The organism is Rhodococcus sp. SJ-2, assembly GCF_053750035.1.
Genome location: NZ_CM132340.1, coordinates 2,336,647 through 2,356,291 on the forward strand (window position 1 = coordinate 2,336,647; position 19,645 = coordinate 2,356,291).

Annotated in this window: 21 protein-coding genes; 13 read left to right on the forward strand and 8 right to left on the reverse strand. The window is 67.1% G+C overall.

The genetic code is table 11. From position 1 onward, the window contains the following. The first annotated feature begins 92 nt into the window (after nt 1-92). The 9 genes from ACSYG9_RS10900 to ACSYG9_RS10940 all read left to right on the forward strand — a co-directional run bounded on the left by ACSYG9_RS10900 (nt 93) and on the right by ACSYG9_RS10940 (nt 7,872). Nucleotides 93-1,022 carry a VOC family protein gene (locus tag ACSYG9_RS10900; protein ID WP_440127172.1) on the forward strand — a complete coding sequence of 310 codons (930 nt, stop codon included), beginning with the start codon at nt 93-95 and terminating at the stop codon, nt 1,020-1,022. Then, a complete protein-coding gene (locus tag ACSYG9_RS10905) occupies nt 1,019-1,813 on the forward strand; it encodes an alpha/beta fold hydrolase (protein WP_454842457.1) in 795 nt (264 codons plus the stop codon). The genes ACSYG9_RS10900 and ACSYG9_RS10905 overlap by 4 nt, the downstream gene beginning before the upstream one ends. Before the next feature lie 13 nt (nt 1,814-1,826). Beyond that, the gene (locus ACSYG9_RS10910) at nt 1,827-2,333 is read left to right on the forward strand and encodes a cupin domain-containing protein (protein ID WP_440127174.1); all 507 of its coding nucleotides are present in this window, start codon (nt 1,827-1,829) and stop codon (nt 2,331-2,333) included. 2 nt (nt 2,334-2,335) lie between these two features. Next, the gene (locus ACSYG9_RS10915; RefSeq protein WP_440127175.1) at nt 2,336-3,100 is read left to right on the forward strand and encodes an SDR family oxidoreductase; all 765 of its coding nucleotides are present in this window, start codon (nt 2,336-2,338) and stop codon (nt 3,098-3,100) included. 19 nt (nt 3,101-3,119) lie between these two features. After that, on the forward strand, nt 3,120-3,902 hold the full coding sequence (locus ACSYG9_RS10920) for an SDR family oxidoreductase (protein ID WP_454842459.1): 783 nt from the start codon (nt 3,120-3,122) through the stop codon (nt 3,900-3,902). After that, complete coding sequence (locus ACSYG9_RS10925; RefSeq protein WP_454842461.1) at nt 3,895-5,562, forward strand: thiamine pyrophosphate-binding protein; 1,668 nt, start codon at nt 3,895-3,897, stop codon at nt 5,560-5,562. Before ACSYG9_RS10920 ends, ACSYG9_RS10925 begins: the two co-directional genes overlap by 8 nt. Nucleotides 5,563-5,661: 99 nt before the next feature. After that, nucleotides 5,662-6,612, forward strand: coding sequence for a PDR/VanB family oxidoreductase (locus ACSYG9_RS10930; RefSeq protein WP_454842462.1), 951 nt, complete (start codon nt 5,662-5,664; stop codon nt 6,610-6,612). Between the two features lie 13 nt (nt 6,613-6,625). Next, the gene (locus tag ACSYG9_RS10935) at nt 6,626-6,841 is read left to right on the forward strand and encodes a recombinase-like helix-turn-helix domain-containing protein (RefSeq protein ID WP_440127179.1); all 216 of its coding nucleotides are present in this window, start codon (nt 6,626-6,628) and stop codon (nt 6,839-6,841) included. A 2-nt stretch (nt 6,842-6,843) separates the two neighbouring features. Continuing rightward, nucleotides 6,844-7,872: a Rieske 2Fe-2S domain-containing protein gene (locus ACSYG9_RS10940; RefSeq protein WP_440127180.1), complete on the forward strand. Its 1,029-nt coding sequence runs from the start codon at nt 6,844-6,846 to the stop codon at nt 7,870-7,872. A 93-nt stretch (nt 7,873-7,965) separates the two neighbouring features. Here ACSYG9_RS10940 and ACSYG9_RS10945 read toward each other — a convergent pair whose 3' ends face one another. The 3 genes from ACSYG9_RS10945 to ACSYG9_RS10955 all read right to left on the reverse strand — a co-directional run bounded on the left by ACSYG9_RS10945 (nt 7,966) and on the right by ACSYG9_RS10955 (nt 9,809). Continuing rightward, the gene (locus ACSYG9_RS10945; RefSeq protein ID WP_440127181.1) at nt 7,966-8,487 is read right to left on the reverse strand and encodes a MarR family transcriptional regulator; all 522 of its coding nucleotides are present in this window, start codon (nt 8,485-8,487) and stop codon (nt 7,966-7,968) included. Between the two features lie 97 nt (nt 8,488-8,584). Continuing rightward, on the reverse strand, nt 8,585-8,953 hold the full coding sequence (locus ACSYG9_RS10950; RefSeq protein WP_440127182.1) for a RidA family protein: 369 nt from the start codon (nt 8,951-8,953) through the stop codon (nt 8,585-8,587). A 76-nt stretch (nt 8,954-9,029) separates the two neighbouring features. Further along, nucleotides 9,030-9,809, reverse strand: coding sequence for a DUF427 domain-containing protein (locus tag ACSYG9_RS10955; RefSeq protein ID WP_440127183.1), 780 nt, complete (start codon nt 9,807-9,809; stop codon nt 9,030-9,032). Nucleotides 9,810-9,894: 85 nt separating this feature from the next. Between ACSYG9_RS10955 and ACSYG9_RS10960 the strand changes: the two genes are divergently transcribed. From ACSYG9_RS10960 to ACSYG9_RS10970, 3 genes are read left to right on the forward strand one after another with little or no spacing between them, the layout of a single operon-like run. After that, the gene (locus ACSYG9_RS10960; protein WP_440127184.1) at nt 9,895-10,647 is read left to right on the forward strand and encodes an ABC transporter permease; all 753 of its coding nucleotides are present in this window, start codon (nt 9,895-9,897) and stop codon (nt 10,645-10,647) included. Nucleotides 10,648-10,698: 51 nt separating this feature from the next. Further along, on the forward strand, nt 10,699-13,881 hold the full coding sequence (locus tag ACSYG9_RS10965; RefSeq protein WP_454842464.1) for a carboxyl transferase domain-containing protein: 3,183 nt from the start codon (nt 10,699-10,701) through the stop codon (nt 13,879-13,881). A gap of 15 nt (nt 13,882-13,896) precedes the next feature. After that, entirely contained in the window at nt 13,897-14,538 is a 642-nt protein-coding gene (locus ACSYG9_RS10970; RefSeq protein WP_440127186.1) for a UdgX family uracil-DNA binding protein, read from the forward strand. Nucleotides 14,539-14,545: 7 nt separating this feature from the next. On the opposite strand, the gene ACSYG9_RS10975 is transcribed toward ACSYG9_RS10970, so the two are convergent. Genes ACSYG9_RS10975 through ACSYG9_RS10995 form a run of 5 tightly spaced genes read right to left on the reverse strand, consistent with a single transcriptional unit; the run spans nt 14,546 to nt 17,927 of the window. After that, nucleotides 14,546-15,475, reverse strand: a complete 930-nt coding sequence (locus tag ACSYG9_RS10975) for a CopD family protein (protein ID WP_454842465.1) — start codon at nt 15,473-15,475, stop codon at nt 14,546-14,548. A 5-nt stretch (nt 15,476-15,480) separates the two neighbouring features. Then, a complete protein-coding gene (locus tag ACSYG9_RS10980) occupies nt 15,481-16,023 on the reverse strand; it encodes a copper resistance CopC family protein (RefSeq protein ID WP_454842933.1) in 543 nt (180 codons plus the stop codon). A 14-nt stretch (nt 16,024-16,037) separates the two neighbouring features. Further along, nucleotides 16,038-16,709 (reverse strand): DUF1775 domain-containing protein, encoded by a 672-nt coding sequence (locus ACSYG9_RS10985; protein ID WP_440127188.1) that lies wholly within the window; start codon nt 16,707-16,709, stop codon nt 16,038-16,040. A gap of 29 nt (nt 16,710-16,738) precedes the next feature. Beyond that, the gene (locus ACSYG9_RS10990; protein WP_454842467.1) at nt 16,739-17,233 is read right to left on the reverse strand and encodes a hypothetical protein; all 495 of its coding nucleotides are present in this window, start codon (nt 17,231-17,233) and stop codon (nt 16,739-16,741) included. Nucleotides 17,234-17,240: 7 nt separating this feature from the next. Beyond that, on the reverse strand, nt 17,241-17,927 hold the full coding sequence (locus tag ACSYG9_RS10995) for a DUF6474 family protein (RefSeq protein WP_440127190.1): 687 nt from the start codon (nt 17,925-17,927) through the stop codon (nt 17,241-17,243). 111 nt (nt 17,928-18,038) lie between these two features. Here ACSYG9_RS10995 and ACSYG9_RS11000 point away from each other — a divergent pair, with 111 nt between their 5' ends. Beyond that, entirely contained in the window at nt 18,039-19,634 is a 1,596-nt protein-coding gene (locus tag ACSYG9_RS11000; protein WP_454842468.1) for a TM0106 family RecB-like putative nuclease, read from the forward strand. Nucleotides 19,635-19,645: the final 11 nt, after the last annotated feature.

Below are 19,645 nucleotides of genomic sequence, written 5' to 3' on the forward strand. Positions count from 1 at the left end.
TCGACCGAAGGTGACGTTCGGCCACGGGGGGTCTGTACAACCAAATATCTTAGCGCTAAGATAATATGCATCACTCCATCGGAGGAATTCTCATGAATCAACCCATCGCCCGGCTGCGGCGCCTGCGCTCGGTCGAACTGCGCACCCACGCCGCCGCCGACTCCGCCGAATTCTATTCCGAGGTCTGGGGCCTGAGTGTCGTCGAATCGGGCCGGGAAGGCGCCTGGCTGCGTGGAACCGGCGACCAGCACCACGCTCTCCAGCTCACCCAGGCGGACCGAAACGGTCTCGGGCGCATCAGCTTCGCAGTGGCCACGCCGGCCGACGTCGACGAAGCGGCACGCCGTGTCGCGGAACGCGGCATCCTCGTCGTGCAAGGACCCGGCCCGGTGGACGACGCCGGAGGTGGATACGGCCTGCGCATCGTCGACCCCGAGGGGCGCATCATCGAGCTCATCGCCGACACCCTCGCCGTCCCGGCGCTCGGTCGCGATGACGCCGTGCCGGTGGGTGTGACCCACGTCGTGCTCAACACCATCGACATCGACGCCGCGGTGCAGTTCTACTGCGACGTCCTCGGAATGCGCGTGTCCGACTGGTCGGAGCATCAGATGGCCTTCCTGCGATGCAATTCCGACCATCACAGCATCGCGTTCAATCAGGCGGAGTGGACGTCGATCAACCACGTGGCCTACGAGATGCCGACGGTGGACCACTTCATGCGGGGCATCGGGCGGCTGCGTCATCACGGGCAGCTTCCGCTCTGGGGGCCGGGTAAGCACGGCCCCGGCGACAACACCTTCTCGTACTTCGCCGATCCGGCCGGTCTGGTGTGCGAATACACCTCCGGTATCGCGCAGGTCGACGAAGACCGCTGGCTGTGCCGGGTGTGGCGGCGCGTGCCGGAGCTCTCCGACCTGTGGGGAACGGCCGGTCCGCCGTCGCGCCAGGTGCGCGAGCACATGGCGGGCATCCCCGACCCGGGCGCTTTCGAACGCCACGACCTGGAACAGGCATCATGACGTACGCCGTCGACTACGGGACCGGGCCTGCCGTGGTGATGTTGCACGGAATCGGCGGTAGCTCCGACAGTTTCGCGCCGCAGATCGCAGGTCTCGGTGATTCGCTCCGGATGATCGCCTGGGACGCACCGGGATATGCCCGAAGTGAGAATCCGGTCCGCTCACTCGACCTCGACGATTACGCCGATGCCGCCGCCGAACTCGTTCGTGAGAAGTGTTCGGATGCAGGAGCACACGTACTCGGTATGTCGTGGGGAGGGGTGATCGCGACACGTCTGGCACTTCGCCACCCGGAGCTCGTACGCAGCCTCGTTCTCGGTGCTTCGACCGTCGGCTCGGGTGCCGACGCCGACAGCGCCGCGGCCATGCGATCGCGGATCGCAGACCTCGACCGCAGCGGATCCGAGGATTTCGCAGTCCGCCGCGCACCGCGTCTGCTCTCGGCCGAAGCCTCCGGCGACCTCGTGCAACAAGCCACCGGAATCATGGCGGATGCGGTTCGGCTGCCCGGCTACGGCTACGCCGCCGAATCGATGGCCGCAACCGACCACACCGACGATCTCGAGAAGATCGACGTCCCGACCCTGGTCATGTGCGGCGACGCCGATCGCGTGACGGGGATTCCTGCGAGCCAGGTGCTCGCCGGTGGAATCCGGGGCGCAGTCTTCGTCACCCTTCGAGGCGCCGGGCACCTCGCCAACCAGGAGCAGCCCGAGGCATTCAACGCCTGGACCGAATCATTCGTGCAGATCACCGAACGACTGCGCAACCACACCGCCGTTACCCACTGAATTGGAGACCGTCATGGCACTCGACTACCAGGCCGCAGATCTGAAGGAATTCACCGACTCGCTGATCCTCAGCCGCGGCACCCGCCACGAGGACTGGGATACTCTCGGGTTCCAGGCCAAGGCCGGAGATCGCTTCCGGCGCGCACAGATCCGCTATGTCGGATCCGGCGCCACCGGCAACCACGAGAACGACAACCGCACCATCGCGTCGCAGGGATTCACCTTCTCGAACATGCTTCTTCCCGCCGGTGCGGAAGGCCCCGAACACACACACCACGATGCGGAGGAAGCCTTCTTCGTCCTCGAAGGCGAGGTGGAGGTGGGCATCCACCGTGACGGTGTCGTCGAGAAGCGCACCCTCGGCTATCGCGACATGATCGTCGTCCCGGCCGGTGTGCCCCGCAGTCTGAAGAACACCGGCAGCGTCGACGCGCTGTTCTGCGTGATCATCGGGACGCAGAAGCCTCAGGTGCCCACCTACCCGGAGACGTCCGCGGTCTTCGGCATCTCCCGGGACTGACCGTGGGGGCACTCGACGACCGCACCGTCGTCGTCACCGGTGCGGCACGCGGACTCGGTCTCGCCATCGCTCACCGACTCGGAATGGACGGTGCCCGTATCCAGCTCTGCGACATCGACATCAGCCGCGGTGAGGACAGCGCTGAGAAACTGCGGACCGACGGCATCACCGCCCGATTCGTGCGCGTCGATCTCGCCGATGCGGATTCGGTGGCGGAGATGGCCGCGGCCGTCACCGCCGAAGGGCCCGTGTACGGCCTGGTCAACAATGCCGCGCTCGCCGACGGAGTGGGCGGCAGGGCCGTGCACGAACTCACTGTCGACGAGTGGGACCGCGTGCTGAACGTGAACTTACGCGGAACGTTTCTCGTCAGCCGCGCGCTGATTCCCTCGATCATCGAACACAGCGAACAGAACGGTACAGGGCGCGTCATCTCCATCGGATCCGATGCGGCACTGTACGGCTCGCCGAAATTGACGCACTACATCGCGTCCAAGGGTGGCGTGTCGGCCCTGACGCGCACCATGGCACGCGATCTGGGGTTCTACGGGATCACCGTCAACACGGTCTCGCCCGGCCTGACGGAAAGTGAATCTGCACAGCATGTTCCGGAGCACCGGCACGAACTGTACCGATTGAACCGGGCCCTCGATCGACCGCAGCGGCCCGCGGATCTCGTCGGTGCCGTCGCCTTCCTGATGGGTGACGAGGCGTCGTACATCACCGGACAAGAACTCGTCGTCAACGGCGGCTTCGTCCTGCACTAGCACCTGAGAGGACCGGGTCGTGGACCTGAATCTGAAGAACCGCACTTATCTCGTCACCGGAGGCAGTTCCGGCGTTGGTCTCGCGACCGTCGGGATGCTGCTCGAAGAAGGTGCACAGATCGTAACCTGCGCCCGCGACGTCGATCGGCTCGACGCAGCACTCGATGGGCTGCCGGGACGCGACCGTGTCCTGACCGCCGCGTGCGACGTCCGGGACCGCGACAGTGTCGCCGCGCTCGTCCATGCTGCTACGGACAGGTTCGGAGGTCTCGACGGGCTGGTCAACAATGCGGGTGCGTCGCGGATGAAGCCGCGCGCCGAAACCACGCTCGACGATTGGCGCGACGAATTCGACCTCAAGTTCGCGGGCGTGCTCAACACCGTCGAGACCGCGTTGCCCGCGTTGCGGAAGTCGTCGGCGCCGTCGATCGTCAACATCTCGGCCGTGCTGGCGCGGCAGCCGGAGACACGACTGGTCACCACCAGTGCGGCACGTGCGGGCCTGCTCAACCTGAGTAAGTCGCTGTCGCTGGAACTGGCGGCCGACGGCATTCGCGTGAACTCGGTGGCGCTCGGACTCGTCGACACCGGGCAATGGCGTCGCCGCTACGAAACTTCCGGATATGCAGGAAGTTTCGACCAGTGGGAAGCCGAGATCGCAGCGGATCGCGGGATCGCCCTCGGACGATTCGGCCGCGCGGACGAAGTGGCCCACATGATCGTCACCCTTCTTTCTCCTCGCTCGTCGTATGTGACGGGCACCAGCATCGATGTGTGCGGCGGTGTCGCGCGCTATGTCTGAAAGGACCTTCGACATGTCCATCGGAAACCGGGTCGGAAACGGTGGCGATCTTCTGGTGCAGGTACTACGCGAGGCGGGTGTCGACACCGTGTTCGGCATCGTCAGCGTGCACAACCAGCCTCTCGTCGAGGCGGTGAGCAAGCACTTGCGGTTCGTGCCGGTACGGCACGAAGCGACCGCGGTGAATGCGGCCGACGGATACGCCCGGGCCACCGGCGGCCTCGGATGCGCGCTCACGAGCACCGGAACCGGCGCGGGCAACGCGGCAGGTTCGCTCATCGAATCACTCAGCGCCGGAACTTCGGTCCTGCACGTGACCGGACAGGTCGAATCGCAGTACCTGGGTTCGGGGCGCGGATTCATCCATGAGACCAAGGACCAGTTGGGCATGCTCGACGCGGTGTCGTCGCACGCGGAGACCGTGCGCGATGCGGACAGTGCAGGAAAGGTGTTGCGCGATGCCGTCGCCCGGGCCCTGGGTACACCCGGCGGTCCGGTCAGTGTGGAGTGGCCGATCGACCTTCAGTATGCGCAGTGCCGATTCGATTCCGCTCCTGTCATCGAAGAACGGGTCGAGGCACTGGATCCGGCGCAGCTCGACGCCGCTTTCGCTGCGATGGTGGCGGCACGTCGACCGGTGATCTGGGCCGGGGGTGGTGTGGCACGCGCAGGGGGCGAGCTCACCGCGCTGGTCGAGACATGGGGCGTGCCACTGCTGACCAGCAATTCCGGTCGGGGGGCGGTTCCGGAGGATCATCCGCTGTGCATCGGAAACTATGCATCGTCACCGCTCGGACGCGGACTGCTCGCTGATGCGGACCTCGTGCTCTCCCTCGGTACGCACTTCCGCTCCAACGAGACGGGTGACTATTCGATTCCGATGCCGCGCAACCATATCCAGGTCGATCTCGATCCGGCCGCACCGGGCCGCGTGTTTCCTGCCGATCTGCCCGTGGTCGGTGAGATCGCGGCCTTCCTCGACGCGGCGTCCGGCGTCGAAAAACTCGGTGGATCGGTGGACACCGCATGGACCGAACGAGCTCGGGATACTCGAACCGCAGTCCGCGCGAACCAGCGTGCCGGACTCGGCGACCATGCTGTCCTGTGCGACGCGGTGCGCGCGGTGCTGCCGAGGGACGCCGTGATCGCGCGCGACGTGACGATTGCATCGAGTTCGTGGGGAAACCGGTTGCTGCCGATGTTCGATCCACGCTCGAACATCTTTCCCCGCGGCGGTGGTATCGGTCAGGGGCTCGGCATGGCGATCGGTGCTGCCCTCGCAGACGAGACCCGGCCGACGCTCGGCCTGGTGGGCGACGGTGGATTGGCCGTCCACCTCGGTGAGATCCTCACGATGGCGCAGGAGAAGCCCTGGCTGGTGCTGCTCGTGTGCAACGACGGCGGCTACGGCGTCCTCCGTAACATGCAGTCCGGTGCAGGTCGCGGCACCTATGCCGTGGATCTGACGACACCGGATTTCGCGCTGCTCGCCCGGGCCATCGGCGTCGAGTACCGGCGGATCGGTGGAGCGTCCGAGGCGCACGCGGTGCTCGAGGACGCGGCGTCGTTGCAGGCACCCGTGATCGTCGAGGTCGATCTCGTGTCGTACGGCGAGATGCCCACGCCGTTCACCCCGCCGGTCACCGTTCCGGCCGACTGAGAACCCTGACGCGGAAAGAATTCTCCGCCGGCTGTGGCGCAGATAACATCTTAGCGCTAAGATAATGAGCACTGAAGTAAAGCGTCTCCGAGGAGAATCATGACTACAGACACCGTCGACCTCATGGTCCGTCAGATGCGGGTCGAGTCCACCGGCGTCGTCTCGCTCCGTCTCGAGCACCCCGACGGCGCTGCCGTCGACCGGTGGACTCCGGGTGCTCACCTCGACCTCCACCTCGGAGGCGGGCTCGTACGCCAGTACTCGCTGTGCGGCGACCCCGACGACAAGTCCGGATACCGCGTGGCCGTCCTGCACGAGCGCGCCGGGCGGGGCGGATCACGTCGAGTGCACGAGGCTCTTCGTCCCGGCGACTCGGTCGCGGTGAGCGCCCCGCGCAACAACTTCGAACTGCTCCCGTCGTCGCGCTACGTGTTCATCGCCGGTGGCATCGGAATCACGCCGATTCTCGCCATGATCGGTGAGGCCGAGCGCGCAGGCGCCACATGGGAACTCCACTACGGCGGACGGGATCGCACCACGATGGCCTTCCTCGACGAACTCGAATGCTACGGCGACCGCGTCCACATCGTCACCGAGAAAACCGACGGCATCCTCGATCTCGCGTCCCTGCTCGGTACCGCGCGACCCGACACACTCGTATACGCGTGCGGCCCCGACGGATTGCTCACGGCAATCGAATCGTATTCCGAGGTGTGGCCGCAGGACGCGATCCGCCTCGAACGGTTCAAAGCGAAAGAGCGCGTCGCGGAGACGGGAGGGGATGCGCCGTTCTGGATCGTATGCGAGCAGTCCGGCGTGTCCGCGACCGTCTCGCCGGACAAGACGATTCTCGAAACACTCGAGGAATCCGGTGTCGACGTGCCCAATTCGTGCCGTGAGGGAATTTGCGGCACGTGCGAAACCCGCGTCCTCTGCGGCACTCCCGACCACCGCGACTCCCTGCTCACAGCCTCCGAGCAGGAGTCCGGCGCCACCATCATGCTCTGTGTCTCCCGTGCCCGCTCCGACGAGCTGGTGCTGGATCTGTAGAAAGGATCATTCGATGACTCGGTATCTCGAGATTCATCAGGCCCGATCGGCCGACCTCACCCCCTACGAGATCAAGCTGGCCAAGGCCATCGAGCAGGTCTTCGGTACAGGAGTTCACGACCTCGAAGGACTTGTCGAGGGCCTCAACGGTTCCGGAATTCACGGGCCCGACGGACAGCCCTGGACACCCATCTCGTTCACCACCGAAATGCAACGGATCGGAGCGTAACCATGGTGAATCGACTTCGCACCGCGCCACTGTCCGCCGACGAGATCTTCGCGACCGGCATGCGCGACCAATGGCATGCGGTCTGCCCGTCCGACTTCGTCGAGCGCGGCGGCATCAAGAAGTTGCGTCGCCTCGGCGACGACTGGGTCCTGTACCGAGGATCGGACGGCACGGTGCGGATGCTCGCAGACCGGTGCCCCCACCGCGGTGCTCCCTTGTCGCAGGGCGTACACCTCGGCGACCGCATCGCCTGCAAGTACCACGGGGTCGAGGTCGACGGAACCGGCACCGTCGCGAAAGTCCCGGGGATGCCGGGCTGCAACCTCGAGGGGAAGCGGCTGGTGACGTCGCTGCCCGTGCGCGAGGCCGGCGGTGCAATCCTCGCGTGGTTCGGCACCGACCCCGAAGCCGAGCCGGGCCCGCTCGAACTCCCCGATCCGCTCGTCGACGAGAAGGTCTCCGCGTTTCTCTGCTACGCCGAGTGGGAGACGCCGTGGCGCTTCGCCCTCGAGAACCTGCTCGACCCGATGCACGGAGCGTTCCTGCACCACGAATCGCACTCGATGTTCGGCGGTGAGACGACCGCGAAGTTCCGCATCCGGGAGACCGACCGCGGGTTCTTCTTCGAGAAGACCGACCAGCGCGGCGTCAACTTCGACTGGGTCGAATACTGTCGCACCGGAGCCGACTGGGTGGACCTCGAGATTCCCTACCCGCCCACCGCGGGGCCGGGAGGGTCGTTCGGGATCGTCGGTATGGGCACCCCCATCGACTCCGAGACCACCGCGGTGTTCTTCTGGCGATACCGGCGTGTCGAAGGCTGGGAACGCGACGTGTGGCGCTTCCTGTATCGGACCGTCCTCGAAGAGCGGCACTGGGAGGTACTCGAACAGGATCGGATCATGCTCGAGGCAATGGCGCCCGACGCAGATCAGGCCGAGAACCTCTACCAGCACGACCTCGGTGTCATGCGGTTGCGCCGCCTGTACCGGGGTCGCGCCGAGGAGTTGGCGAAGCAGCTGGCCGGATAGACAGCGTGTCCGGCAGCCGCGGCACGAAAAGACAGAAACACCCTTCCGCAAAGGGTGTTTCTGTCTTGTGCTGCGGTATACCCGCTGTACGTCTCAGTCGCCCTGGTGCCGGGCGAGTGAATACTCGAGTTTTCGCAGCAACTGCACCAGCTCGCTCTGATCGTCCTTCGACAGCTCGGCGAGCATGCGGGTTTCGTTCTCGAAATGAGCAACCGCGACCTCGTCGATGAGTTTCTTTCCTGCCTCGGTGAGCTCGGCATGCACGATGCGCCGGTCGTCGGCGTCGCGTTCACGTCTCACCAATCCCGCCTTCTCGAGACGGTCGATGCGGAGGGTGACGCCACCGGTGGTCACCAGCGAGCTTTCGGCCAGTTGTCCGGGGGTCATGCGATAGGGCTCGCCTGCGCGGCGCAGTGCAGCGAGGACGTCGAACGAGGCCATGTTGATGCCGTACTCGTCGAAGATCCGCGCGATGGTGCTCTGATAGCGCAGGTAGGTGCGGTGAAGGCGTCCGAGTACCTCGAGGGGCGTGACGTCAAGGCCGGGCCATTCGCGAGTCCACTGACTCACGATGTCGTCGACGGCGTCATGGTCGGGAACGTTGTCGCGCCCCACGCGGGCCTCCTCGTGTCTTCGGCTTGCCGCTCGATTGTTGAGCGCCAAAGCATTGTTCACGATACGGCCTGCGCGGGGCGCGTGGGGATGTCAGGGATCAGCGTGGTGCTGTGGCAGTGGCGACTGCGTCGATCTCGACGGTCGCGCCGTAGGGAAGTGCACTCACCTCGACGAAGGTCCGAGCCGGGCGCGGTTCTGCGAAGAGCCGCTCGAACTGGCGGTTGGCTTCCTCTCTCAGCGACAGGTCGGTGACGAAGTAGGTGAGTTTGACGACGTCGGAGAGCTTTCCTCCGACGACGGCGAGCCGGTCGGTCATGCGGTCGATCGCGGCGTCGAGGGCTTCGGTGCGACCCTCGACGGCGATGCCCTCGGGATCGATGGACAGCGCGCCGGAGACGAAGACGAGTCCGCCGGCGACATAGGCGGGGCTGTACGGATGGTGAGAGCTGACGGAGGTGAGTGACATCGGTGATCGCTCCTGAGGTCGGGTCGCGGTTCGCCGACTATCTTAGCGCTAAAATATTGTCTGTGAAGAGGACTTCTCATACCGATACGGACACGTCCGCCGCGTCGTCGTAGAAACACACGTGCCCCGCGATCGGTTCCATCCCGGCGAGAGGTTCCTCGTACGACCACGCCACGTTCTCGGCAGCCGCTTGCCCGGTGAACGACCAGTAGTGCGCCGTGCCCTTGTACGGGCACCCCGTGCGCAGCGCCGACTCCTCGAGCTGAGAGAAATCCACATCCGCAGGGGGGACGTAGTAGCGCGTCGGTAATCCTGTCTCGAACACCAGCACCGGGTTGCGCGTCTCGGCGACGACCGTGTCGTCCACCGTGACACGGACGTGCCGGGAACTGGGAAGCGCGTCGACACGATGATGCGGGTCGCGTGGATGGGTGAACACCTCGGCCTCCTCCTCGAACCAGTGCTCGTCCTCATCGACGTAGACCGTGTCGCCCGGCTCGGGCTCGCCCTGCCGGAACCATGCGAATGCCAACCGATCGTCGAGACCGTCGATGTCCAGCTGGAACACCGGCGAATACGCGCGCTGGTCGTCGACGACGATGTCGTACCACTGCCACACATCGGGGCGGCTGCGGCTCGGTGACAGGGATGCGGACAGCAGATCGAAGCGCACGTCGTCGCGCGGGAACGCATAGAACGGCACGGGTTTCCCCGGCGCCCACACCAGCACCGCGCGGGTGCTGTCCACGACCGTCCGCCCGAACCACTTCCCCCGGATCCTGCGCTCACTGTGTTCGTACAGATAGTCGTCGGATTCGAGGGCGGGCCGGGGCGCGGCGATCTTGCGGGCAGACATACATCGACCGTATCGCGCATGAACACCACGCGGCCGTATCCTGCGACGTCTTGTCGAGTCGATCGGCGGGATACGCTGCTCGGCGATGGTCGACGATCCGCTCGAACTCATCCGGACACTGGTGGGAGTCACCGCGCTCGCTTCCGTGGCCACCGCCGTCCTGTGGGCGTTCGGTGTTCCCCACCGGTTTGCACCGGTGTACGCAATTGCGCGCGGCACAGTGCAACTCGCATTCGTTGCCCTCGTGCTCACGGGAGTCATCGCCGACGCTCGGTGGGTCGCGCTGGTGCTCGTGATCATGTTCGGCGTTGCGCTGTGGACTGCGTCGCGGCGGGTCGGGCGAGGAATCGGGACGACAGTGATGGTCGGTGTGGCCATGTTCTTCGGAATCGGTACCGCCCTTGTCATCGTGTTCGTCAGCGGTGCCATCGAGCTCACGCCCCGATACGCCCTCGCGCTCGGCGGGATTGTGATCGGCGGTGGGATGACGGTCGCCGGACTTGCCGGCCGGAGATTCACCGAGATCGTCGACGACCGGTGGACCGAGGTCGAAGGGTGGCTCGCGCTCGGCGCGACCATGCGGCAGGCAACGCTCGGCCACGCCCGGCTCGCGGTGCGGGCAGCGCTGATCCCGTCCCTCGACCAGACGAAGACCACCGGACTGGTGACGCTGCCGGGAGCCTTCGTCGGCGCGATCTTCGGCGGACTCTCGCCCCTCGAGGCCGGTCGCTTCCAGGTGGTGGTGCTCGCGGCGATCATGGCGGCGGGATCGATCACCGCGGTGGTCCTCGCGATCGGTCTCGGACGTCTGCGGGTGCGTCCGGTCGTGCAGGAGTGAGCTGCGGTATGAATTGAGGTCGATGTCGATTCGACCTGGAGGTGCGCAGGGATGATGCTCGTAGCCAACCGCGGTGAGATCGCGTTGCGAATCATCCGTACGGCCACCGAGCTGGGCCTCGACACCGTTGCCATCTATGCCGATGACGACTCCGCAAGCCCGCATGTCGCGGCCGCTACCAGGGCAGTTGCGCTTCCGGGCTCGGGTCCCGCCGCATATCTCGACCAGGATGCGATCCTTCGCATCGCCCGCGACACGGACTGCGCGTTCGTTCATCCCGGCTACGGCTTCCTCAGCGAGAACGCCGCGTTCGCCGACCGCTGCGCCGACGCGGGCCTGACATTCGTCGGACCCGATCCGGCTTCGCTGCGTACCTTCGGCGACAAGAAGACCGCCCGCGACGCTGCGGCAGGCCTGGGCATTCCCGTGGTGCCCGCGTCGGGTTCGGGTGACCCGGAAGAACTGCGCACATTCCGTGCGCAGCACCCCGACGGCATCGTCGTCAAAGCTCGAGCAGGAGGCGGCGGCCGAGGAATGCGGATCGTGCGCGACGCCGACGACCTCATCGACGCCCACCGCTCGGCCGCAGCCGAAGCGCTGGGTGCCTTCGGTGACGACCGCCTCTACGCCGAAGCGCTCATCACGGCGGCCCGCCACATCGAAGTGCAGATCGTGGGCGCACCCGACGGCGTCGGCGGGACCGTCGCGCGCGCACTCGGCGACCGTGACTGCAGCGTGCAGCGCCGCCACCAGAAACTCGTCGAGATCGCTCCCGCCCCCGCGCTGAGCGCGGCGCTGCGCCGCGACCTGCACGTCGCGGCCGTCCGGCTCGGCGTCGGCACGCACCTGCGCGGGCTGGCGACCGTCGAGTTTCTGGTGGCAGGGACGACGATGGTGTTCCTCGAGGTGAACCCGCGGATCCAGGTCGAGCACACCGTCACCGAAGAAGTCACCGGCATCGATCTCGTGACCGTGCAGATCGCGGTCGCGCGCGGCGCCGTGTTCGACGAACTCGACCTGCCCGACGGCATCACCGCGGACTCCCACGGTGTCACCGGAGCACCTACCCGTGCCAGGGGAGTGGCTGTGCAGGCGCGCATCAACACCGAAACGCTGCGCCCGGACGGGCAGACCGTCCCCGCGACCGGAACCCTGGCCGCATTCACTCCGCCTTCCGGGCCCGGGATTCGCGTCGACACCCACGCCCGCCCGGGGCTCGAAGTGGGTGCCCGCTACGACTCGCTGCTCGCGAAGGTCATCGCACACGTGCGGGTCTCCGATCCTGCCGCCGCGTTCCGCAAACTCGATGCCGCGCTCGGCGAGTTCATCGTCGACGGTGTCGCCACGAACCGGGATGTGCTCCGGAAGATTCTGAGCGACAGGGAATTTCTGTCCGGCCAGGTCACAACGACGTGGCTCGGTGAGCGTCTTGCAGAGTTCGTCGCCCCGCACGTGGACACCGCAAGCCCGGAGCAAGTACCCGAACTGAGCGCCGGTGAGCGTGCGGTGTGCGCCGAAATGGTGGGCACCGTCGTCGAAACCGCTGCCGAGGGCGACACCGTGCAGGCCGGCGCACCCGTCGTGATCCTCGACGCGATGAAGATGCAGCACACCGTCACTACACCGGGGACCGCCTGCGTGACTCGGATGCTCGTGCATCCCGGGCAGACCGTGCAACCCGGAACCGTCCTCGCCGTGGTTCACCTCGATGCCGAGCCCGGTTCGGACGCCATCGCAGAGGCATTCGACCTCGATGGCGAGCGCACCGATCTCGACGAGATCCGCGCGCGCCACGCTGCCACCCTCGATGCCGCCCGTCCCGATACGGTTGCCCGCAGGCACCACAGCGGCAGGCGCACCGCGCGCGAGAACATCACCGACCTCGTCGACGTCGGCAGCTTCGTCGAATACGGCGGTCTCGTCCTCGCCGCGCAACGCGCACGCCGCAGCGAAGAAGACCTCATCGCGAACACCCCCGCCGACGGACCTGTAGGAGGCACGGCACGTATCGACGGTGCCGACGTCGTCGTCATGTCGTACGACTACACCGTGCTCGCCGGAACCCAGGGCAGGTACAACCACAGCAAGACCGATCGGCTCCTCGAACTCGCCGCGCGCCGTGAGGTGCCGGTGGTGCTGTTCGCCGAGGGCGGCGGCGGCCGGCCGGGCGATGTCGACGTAGCGCACGGCGCGGGTCTGGACCTGTCGACCTTCCGGTCGATGGCGGCGCTGCACGGTCGTGTGCCCACCGTCGCGGTGGTGTCCGGCCGGTGTTTCGCGGGCAACGCCGCACTCGCCGGTGTGTGCGATGTACTCATCGCGACGCCCGACGCGAACATCGGGATGGGCGGGCCGGCCATGATCGAGGGCGGCGGACTCGGAGAGCACCGGCCCGAAGAGATCGGTCCGATCGACGTGCAACGCCGCAATGGCGTCGTCCACCTCGCCGCGCGCGACGAGGAACATGCCGTCGCGCTTGCCCGGCAGTACCTGTCGTATTTCACTGTCGAGGCAACCGGATTCGAGGCGCCCGATCCGCGTCTCGCGCGACACGTGGTCCCCGAGAATCGCCTCCGCGCCTACGACGTCCGTGCCGCTCTCACTGCTGTCGCCGACGTCGATTCGGTGCTCGAACTGCGTGCGGACCACGGAGTCGGTATCGTCACCGCACTCGTGCGGGTCGAGGGCAGGGCCTACGGTGTGCTCGCGAACAGCAGCCACCATCTCGGGGGCGCGATCGACGCCGAAGCCGCCGACAAGGCCGCTGACTTCCTCGAACTGTGCGAAGAGCACAGGCTCCCCGTGGTGACTCTGTGCGACACGCCCGGTTTCATGGTCGGACCGGAATCGGAGAAACAGGCGACCGTGCGGCGATTCGGCCGGTTCTTCATCGCGGGCGCCCGGCTGACGGTGCCGTTCGGCACGATCATCCTCCGCAAGGGCTACGGGCTGGGTGCCATGGCGATGGCCGGTGGATCGTTCCACTCACCGCAGTTCACGATCGCGTGGCCGACCGGCGAGATCGGAGGAATGGGACTAGAGGGCGCGGTGCGGCTCGGCTTCCGCAAGGAACTCGATGCAGCGCCCACCGCGGAGGCCCGCGAGGAACTGTTCGGGCAATTGGTCGCGGCTGCCTATCAGCGAGGTAAGGCACTGCAGGCGGCGACGATATTCGAACTCGACGACGTCATCGACCCTGCCCACACCCGGACCTGGATTTCTCAGCTGCGATAGGGGTATGCCACCGCCATGGTCACCTATCCAGGGGCTGAGGACTATCTCCCCGACACCCTCGACATCCTCTCGCTCGAGACAGCGGCCCGGGGGTGTCGCGGGTGCGACCTGTTCAAGGCCGCAGAGCAGACCGTCTTCGGAGACGGGCCCACCGATGCTCGTCTGATGCTCGTCGGCGAACAGCCGGGAAACGAGGAAGACCTGGAGGGGGAGCCGTTCGTCGGGCCCGCAGGCCGCCTGCTGGACAAGGCGCTCGTAGCGGCCGGTGTCGAACGGGACACCGTCTATGTCACCAATGCCGTCAAACACTTCCGATTCGACCGGGCCGCGGGCGGGAAGCGGCGCATCCACAAGAAACCGTCGGGCGGGCAGATCATCGCGTGCCGGCCATGGCTCGTCGCGGAACTCGACGTGGTGCGCCCCGATGTCGTGGTGTGCCTCGGTGTGACGGCTGCCCGCGCGTTGATCGACAAGGATTTCAAGCTCACCGCGCATCGGGGTGAGGTGCTGCAGCTCGACGAGCAGGTGCGGGGCACGATCGACCCGGCGGTGGTGGCCACGATCCATCCGTCGGCGGCGTTGCGCGCCCACGTGGACCGCGACGACGTCTTCGAATCACTCGTGCGCGATCTTCAGCGTGCCGCCGGATTCCTCTGAGCAGCGATCATGCGGTGGTGGCGAGTGCGGCTGCGAGCCCGAACGCCACCGACATCGCGCAGACTTCGATGACGGCGTTGCGCAGAGAGGTATCGGCGGCGGCTCGGTGGACTTCGGCCGCGGGCACCCATGTGCGGCGCCAGATCCACGCCAGCGCGAGCAACGCCACGAGCACCACCACCTTGGCGAGCAGGACGCGCCCGTAGCCGGTGTCGACGAGCGCAGCGACCGATTCGAGGCGAACCGCCGCGTCGATCACGCCGGTCACGCCGAGCACGACGACGCATATCGTCGCGAGCTTCGAATAGCGCGGCAGTAGCCGGGACCAGGCCCCGCGGCCCCGGACCAGCAGAGCGAGCGCGGTGAGCACCCCCAGCCAGACCGCGGCCGCGAGGACGTGCGCCGCGTCGAGCAACGACCCGAACGGCTGCTGCGACATGTGCCCGGTGACGGGTCGCGCGACGAGAGCGAGAGCTGCAGCGACGAGCACCGGCGCGCTCGACCACGACGCTTCGAGCCGGAAGGCGAGGGCAGCGGTGACGGTGAGGGCGGCGACGCAGACCCACGCGGCTCCCGCGACCCGCCCCGACCCTGCGGTGCCCAGATATTCGACGAAGAGTCCGGAGCTGAGCCGGACCACGGGCACGTCGACGGTCGCGGCGGCCTCGAGGACGAGCTGGACGGTTTCGAGCAGCAACCACACCCCGCCGAGCACGGTGAGTGCGCGCCACACGTCGTCGCCGGACACATCGGGGCGCCTTCGACCGCGCATCATCGCCGCGAGCGTGGCGACACCGAGCACAGTCGAGCCCACCCCGAGCGACAGCGCCCGTATCCATGCCGACAGCTCCGGCGCGGCCAGCAGCATGCCGAGCGCGACCCCCGCGACGGCGCCGGCGGCGGCCCCGAGGAGCCACCGCCGGCGAACGATCGGCACGAGTGTCAGGCCTTCGGCTTGCGCAACACGAACCACAACGCAGCGACGACCACAACCACACCTGCGACGACGAACCACCACACGGCGGGACCCCCACCGCTGTCGGTGTCGGCGTCGGATGCAGGCGCGGCATCGCCGGCCGCGGCCTCACCGGGGGTGCCGGTGCCCTCCTGCGTGAGGGTGAACGTGCGGGTGCCGCTGACGGGATGCCCGTCGGCCGACGTCACGCGGTAGGCGATCGTGTACTCGCCGACCGGGCCGAGGCCGTCGATCTCGACGCTGACCGTGGGTCCGTCGACGACCGGGTCGCCCTTGGACCACAGATTCCCGTCGGGCCCGACCACGGTGAGCGCTGCGAACTGCTCCTGCAACGCTTCGTTGAACGTCACGCTGACCTGCTCGGGTGCTTCCGCGATCTCCGAGCCTTGCTCGGGAGAGCTGCCGAGGACCACCGAGTGCGCCGCGGCGGGGCCTGCCGCGAGCGTCAGCGAACCGACGAGCGCGAGGAGAACGGTGACGAGACGTCCGATGCCGCCGGTGTTCCTCATGGGTGCTGTGGCTTTCATGCGCGCCGTCCCCGGATCACTGCACCGAGGCCGAGCGCGGCGCCGAGCGCTCCGAGCACCAGACCGATGCCGCCGAGCCACCGCGCGGTGTTGTCGGTGCTGCTGTCCGATTCGGCGGTGGCGGTCGTTTCGGTGCTGTGCGTGTCGGTGCTGCTGCTCCCGTGCCCGTCACCGCTGCTCGCTGCGAGCGTGAGGGAGGGTGCGGGCTTCTCCGGTTCCTCGTCGCCGGTTGCGATCTGATCCCAGGCGACGACTTCCCCGTCGCTGTAGGTCTGGGTCGCTGCGAACGTGACTTCGTCTTCCTCGGGAAGCGGGCCGACGGAGAGAACGAACTGCTGGAACTGGCCCGGTCCGACTTCGACTCCCGGGTCGGCAGTCCAGGTGACCGACGTTGCGAGCTGCGTCTCGGGGTTCTTCTCCACTGTCGCCGTCCAGCCGGGCAGCGGCTCGGTGCGAGCGGACCGCAGATCGGGCAGCTCGACGGTGAGAGCGGTGGTGCCTGCCGTCTCGGACTCGGTGGGGACGCGGAATGTCAGGACCGAGTAGCCGCCTTGCTCGGCGCCCGGAGCGACGACGGTGACGTGGGCGGCGGCGATGCCGGAACCGGCAAGGAGCAGCGCCGCGGTGGCACCGGAGCCGATGACGGTCCGGGTGAGGGTGTTCTTCATGAAGATGTGGTTGCTTTCTCGAATGAGGATCAGGACACGGCGAACCGTGCGCCCGGTGGACCTCGTCGAGAGATGCCGGAAGGGAAAGACCTGACGATGTAGCTGTCGGTGTCGATGCGCGGTACGAGAACCGTGGATGCGGTGATCGCGGGACGCCACGCCCGCACGCGCCGAACAACCGAGGTACACGCAGCGTAGAGGTGGTCGGCGATGCCGATCAGCAGTGCGCACCCGACGACGGCGACCGCGTGCGCGGCAAGCATCGCCGGAGAAAGATGCAGGTGCCCGTCCGTCAGCGACGACAGGACGAGGTGGGTTCCGAGCTGGCCGGCGGCAAGCAGCACGGCCGGTGACGTCCTCGGTCGCCCGGCCCCCACGATGCCGACCCCGACGGCAACCGCCGTCAGCAACGCGACGGCGGGGTTCGTCGGTATCGAACCTCCGGCCGCACCATGCGCTGCGACGGCGAGCGCCGCGGTGGAAACCCCCGCGGTGCCGCCGAGCAGGGCCGGGTTCGTCGTCACTCGGGTGTCAGCGCACGCCGAGACGGGCCAGCAGGTCCGCCTCGATTCCGTCGAGCTCGTTGCCGATAGCGGTGTGCGCGGCCTTACGACGCGCGGCAGGCATCTGCTCTGCGGCAGACACTGCAGCGGTCAGGTCGGTGAGGCGACCACGGATGGCCTCCGCGAACTTCTTCGTCTCGGCGTCCTTGGAATGCAGCTCCTCGGTCTTCGTGACCGACTGCTCAGCCGCCGCGATGCGGGCGCTGAGCCGTGCTCCGTGACCGGTGAACTCGCCGAGCTGTTCGACACCTACACCGAGTTTGTGGGCGCGGCGGACGTCGAGTTGCCCGCGTACGGCAGTCGCGGCCTGGTAGACGAGGGGCGCGAGCACGGGCACGAGCAGGCGGGCGACTCCGAGGTAGCGACGGATCTTCGCCGCGGTCAGGCCTTGATTCTCGGCAGCCTTCTTCTGAGCCTTGAGGGTGGCGATCTGCTCTTTTTCTACCTTGGCCTGCGACTTCACGAGCTCCTTGTCGAGCTTGGCCTGCGACTTCGCGAGTTTGTTGGCGAGCTTTTCCTGGGACTTCGCTGTGCGCCGATCACTCTTGTACTGGTTCTTCGCGCCGAGCTTTGCCTCGAGCTTCGCCTTGTGCTTGAGAGCATTGGCCTCCGCTTTGCGGGTGGCACGCCGCTTCCGCCGTGTGAACAACCCCATCGAACAGCACCCTCCATTCGGTACGACCGCAGCGCGCCCGCGCTCGTCGTCAGCCTAACGTGACGGTGCTGCTTCGAGGCGCCGCACGTCCAGCGAATACCCTGGACTGTTGTGGACAAGACCGGGGAGCAGCGACGCAGGCCCGTCTCGATCGAGGCGAGCGCGCTGACGCGGTGCCGCCACCGGGTGTTTCTCGACGCCACGTTTCCCGAGGAGCTGTCCGCGGCTGCCAGGAACCCGGGCGCTGTCCAACGTCAGGAAGCCGCCGCAGCGCACCGCGAGGCGATCCGGCAGCGGATGTTCGACGCCGACCCCGACGGCTGGGTGCACATCGTTGCGGAGGGGACCATGGCGCAGCGCGCCGACCGGACCCTCGAGGCGTGCCGATCGGGTGCCGACCGCATCTGGGGTGCGGTCCTGCCCGTCGAGCCCGACACGGGCAGGCGGGGACGATCAGAGATCCTGCTCCGCGACGCGGAACGCGGCGGCTACATTCCCGTGATCGTCGTCAATCACAAGGTCACCGACCCGGGACGGGGCGCTGTCACCACCGATCTGTTCGGCTGGGCGCCTGCGGTCGATGAGAGCCGCAAGGTGCGGGCGCATTCGGGTGATCAGATGCGTGTCGCCCACCTGTACCGGATGCTCGAACGCCACGGGCTGGCCAGTCCCGCGCAGGTGGCCGGAGCGATCGGATACAACGCCGACTGCATGCTCGTCCACGACCTGAGCGCCGTCCTCGACGACTACGACGCGCGGCTCGCCGATCGCCTCGACATCGCGCGCGGCAACGTGCCGACGGTGCCGTCGCAGATAGGGGAGTGCCGTACCTGCCCGTGGTGGGACAGGTGCCGTTCCGAGCTGGCCGAACGGCGCGACGTGTCGCTGGTCGCGCCGGGGCAGCGCGCCGACGTGCTGCGCGAACTCGGGGTCACCACGATCGAGGGACTGGCCGGCTGGACCGGCGAACAACCCGAGGTGTGGCCGCAGGGACCGTTCGAGGATGCGGTGGTGATCGCGAAGGCATGGCTCGCGGGGGCGCCCCTGGTGCGCCGCTACCGGCAGGTGCATGTCGCGCGCGCCGATGTCGAAATCGATATCGACATGGAGAGCTACCACGAACACGGCGCATACCTGTGGGGCACGTTGCTCAACACCGACGTGCAGTCGGCGTACAGACCGTTCTCGACCTGGCAGCCGGTGCCCACGACCGACGAGGCCCGGTCGTTCGGTGAGTTCTGGACGTGGTTGTCGGCCGAGCGGCGCGCAGCAGAGCGCCGCGGGAAAACCTTTGCTGCCTACTGCTATTCGAGGTCGGCGGAAGACAAGTGGTTGTTGTCGTCGGCCCGGCGTTTCCATGGATATCCGGGGGTGCCGTCCGAGGCGGAGGTCAAGGAGTTCATCTCGTCGCCGCAGTGGGTGGACATCTATCAGGCGGTGACCGACCAGTTCGTGTGCCCGAACGGTAAGGGCCTGAAGAAGATAGCGCCGATCGCGGGTCATCACTGGCGCGACGACGAAGCCGGAGGGGAAGCATCGATGGCCTGGTACCGGGAGGCTGTCGGCTACGACGGAGGCGAGCCGGTGCTGTCCGAGCGCACGCGGTTGCTCGAGTACAACGAGGACGACGTGATCGCCACCAAGGTGCTGCGTGAATGGATGAGCGACCGTTCGGTGCTGGACATTCCGCACATCGACGATCTCTGAGCCCACGGTCG

Excerpts from the sequence above, each read along its gene's own strand:
- ACSYG9_RS10930 (WP_454842462.1), top strand. The coding sequence starts at position 5,662 with ATGACTACAGACACCGTCGACCTCATGGTCCGTCAGATGCGGGTCGAG.
- ACSYG9_RS10900 (WP_440127172.1), top strand. The coding sequence starts at position 93 with ATGAATCAACCCATCGCCCGGCTGCGGCGCCTGCGCTCGGTCGAACTG.
- ACSYG9_RS10960 (WP_440127184.1), top strand. The coding sequence starts at position 9,895 with ATGGTCGACGATCCGCTCGAACTCATCCGGACACTGGTGGGAGTCACC.
- ACSYG9_RS10925 (WP_454842461.1), top strand. The coding sequence starts at position 3,895 with ATGTCTGAAAGGACCTTCGACATGTCCATCGGAAACCGGGTCGGAAAC.
- ACSYG9_RS10950 (WP_440127182.1), bottom strand. The coding sequence starts at position 8,953 with ATGTCACTCACCTCCGTCAGCTCTCACCATCCGTACAGCCCCGCCTAT.
- ACSYG9_RS10955 (WP_440127183.1), bottom strand. The coding sequence starts at position 9,809 with ATGTCTGCCCGCAAGATCGCCGCGCCCCGGCCCGCCCTCGAATCCGAC.
- ACSYG9_RS10965 (WP_454842464.1), top strand. The coding sequence starts at position 10,699 with ATGATGCTCGTAGCCAACCGCGGTGAGATCGCGTTGCGAATCATCCGT.
- ACSYG9_RS10985 (WP_440127188.1), bottom strand. The coding sequence starts at position 16,709 with ATGAAGAACACCCTCACCCGGACCGTCATCGGCTCCGGTGCCACCGCG.
- ACSYG9_RS10910 (WP_440127174.1), top strand. The coding sequence starts at position 1,827 with ATGGCACTCGACTACCAGGCCGCAGATCTGAAGGAATTCACCGACTCG.
- ACSYG9_RS10905 (WP_454842457.1), top strand. The coding sequence starts at position 1,019 with ATGACGTACGCCGTCGACTACGGGACCGGGCCTGCCGTGGTGATGTTG.
- ACSYG9_RS10935 (WP_440127179.1), top strand. The coding sequence starts at position 6,626 with ATGACTCGGTATCTCGAGATTCATCAGGCCCGATCGGCCGACCTCACC.
- ACSYG9_RS10980 (WP_454842933.1), bottom strand. The coding sequence starts at position 16,023 with ATGAGGAACACCGGCGGCATCGGACGTCTCGTCACCGTTCTCCTCGCG.
- ACSYG9_RS10940 (WP_440127180.1), top strand. The coding sequence starts at position 6,844 with ATGGTGAATCGACTTCGCACCGCGCCACTGTCCGCCGACGAGATCTTC.
- ACSYG9_RS10970 (WP_440127186.1), top strand. The coding sequence starts at position 13,897 with ATGGTCACCTATCCAGGGGCTGAGGACTATCTCCCCGACACCCTCGAC.
- ACSYG9_RS10995 (WP_440127190.1), bottom strand. The coding sequence starts at position 17,927 with ATGGGGTTGTTCACACGGCGGAAGCGGCGTGCCACCCGCAAAGCGGAG.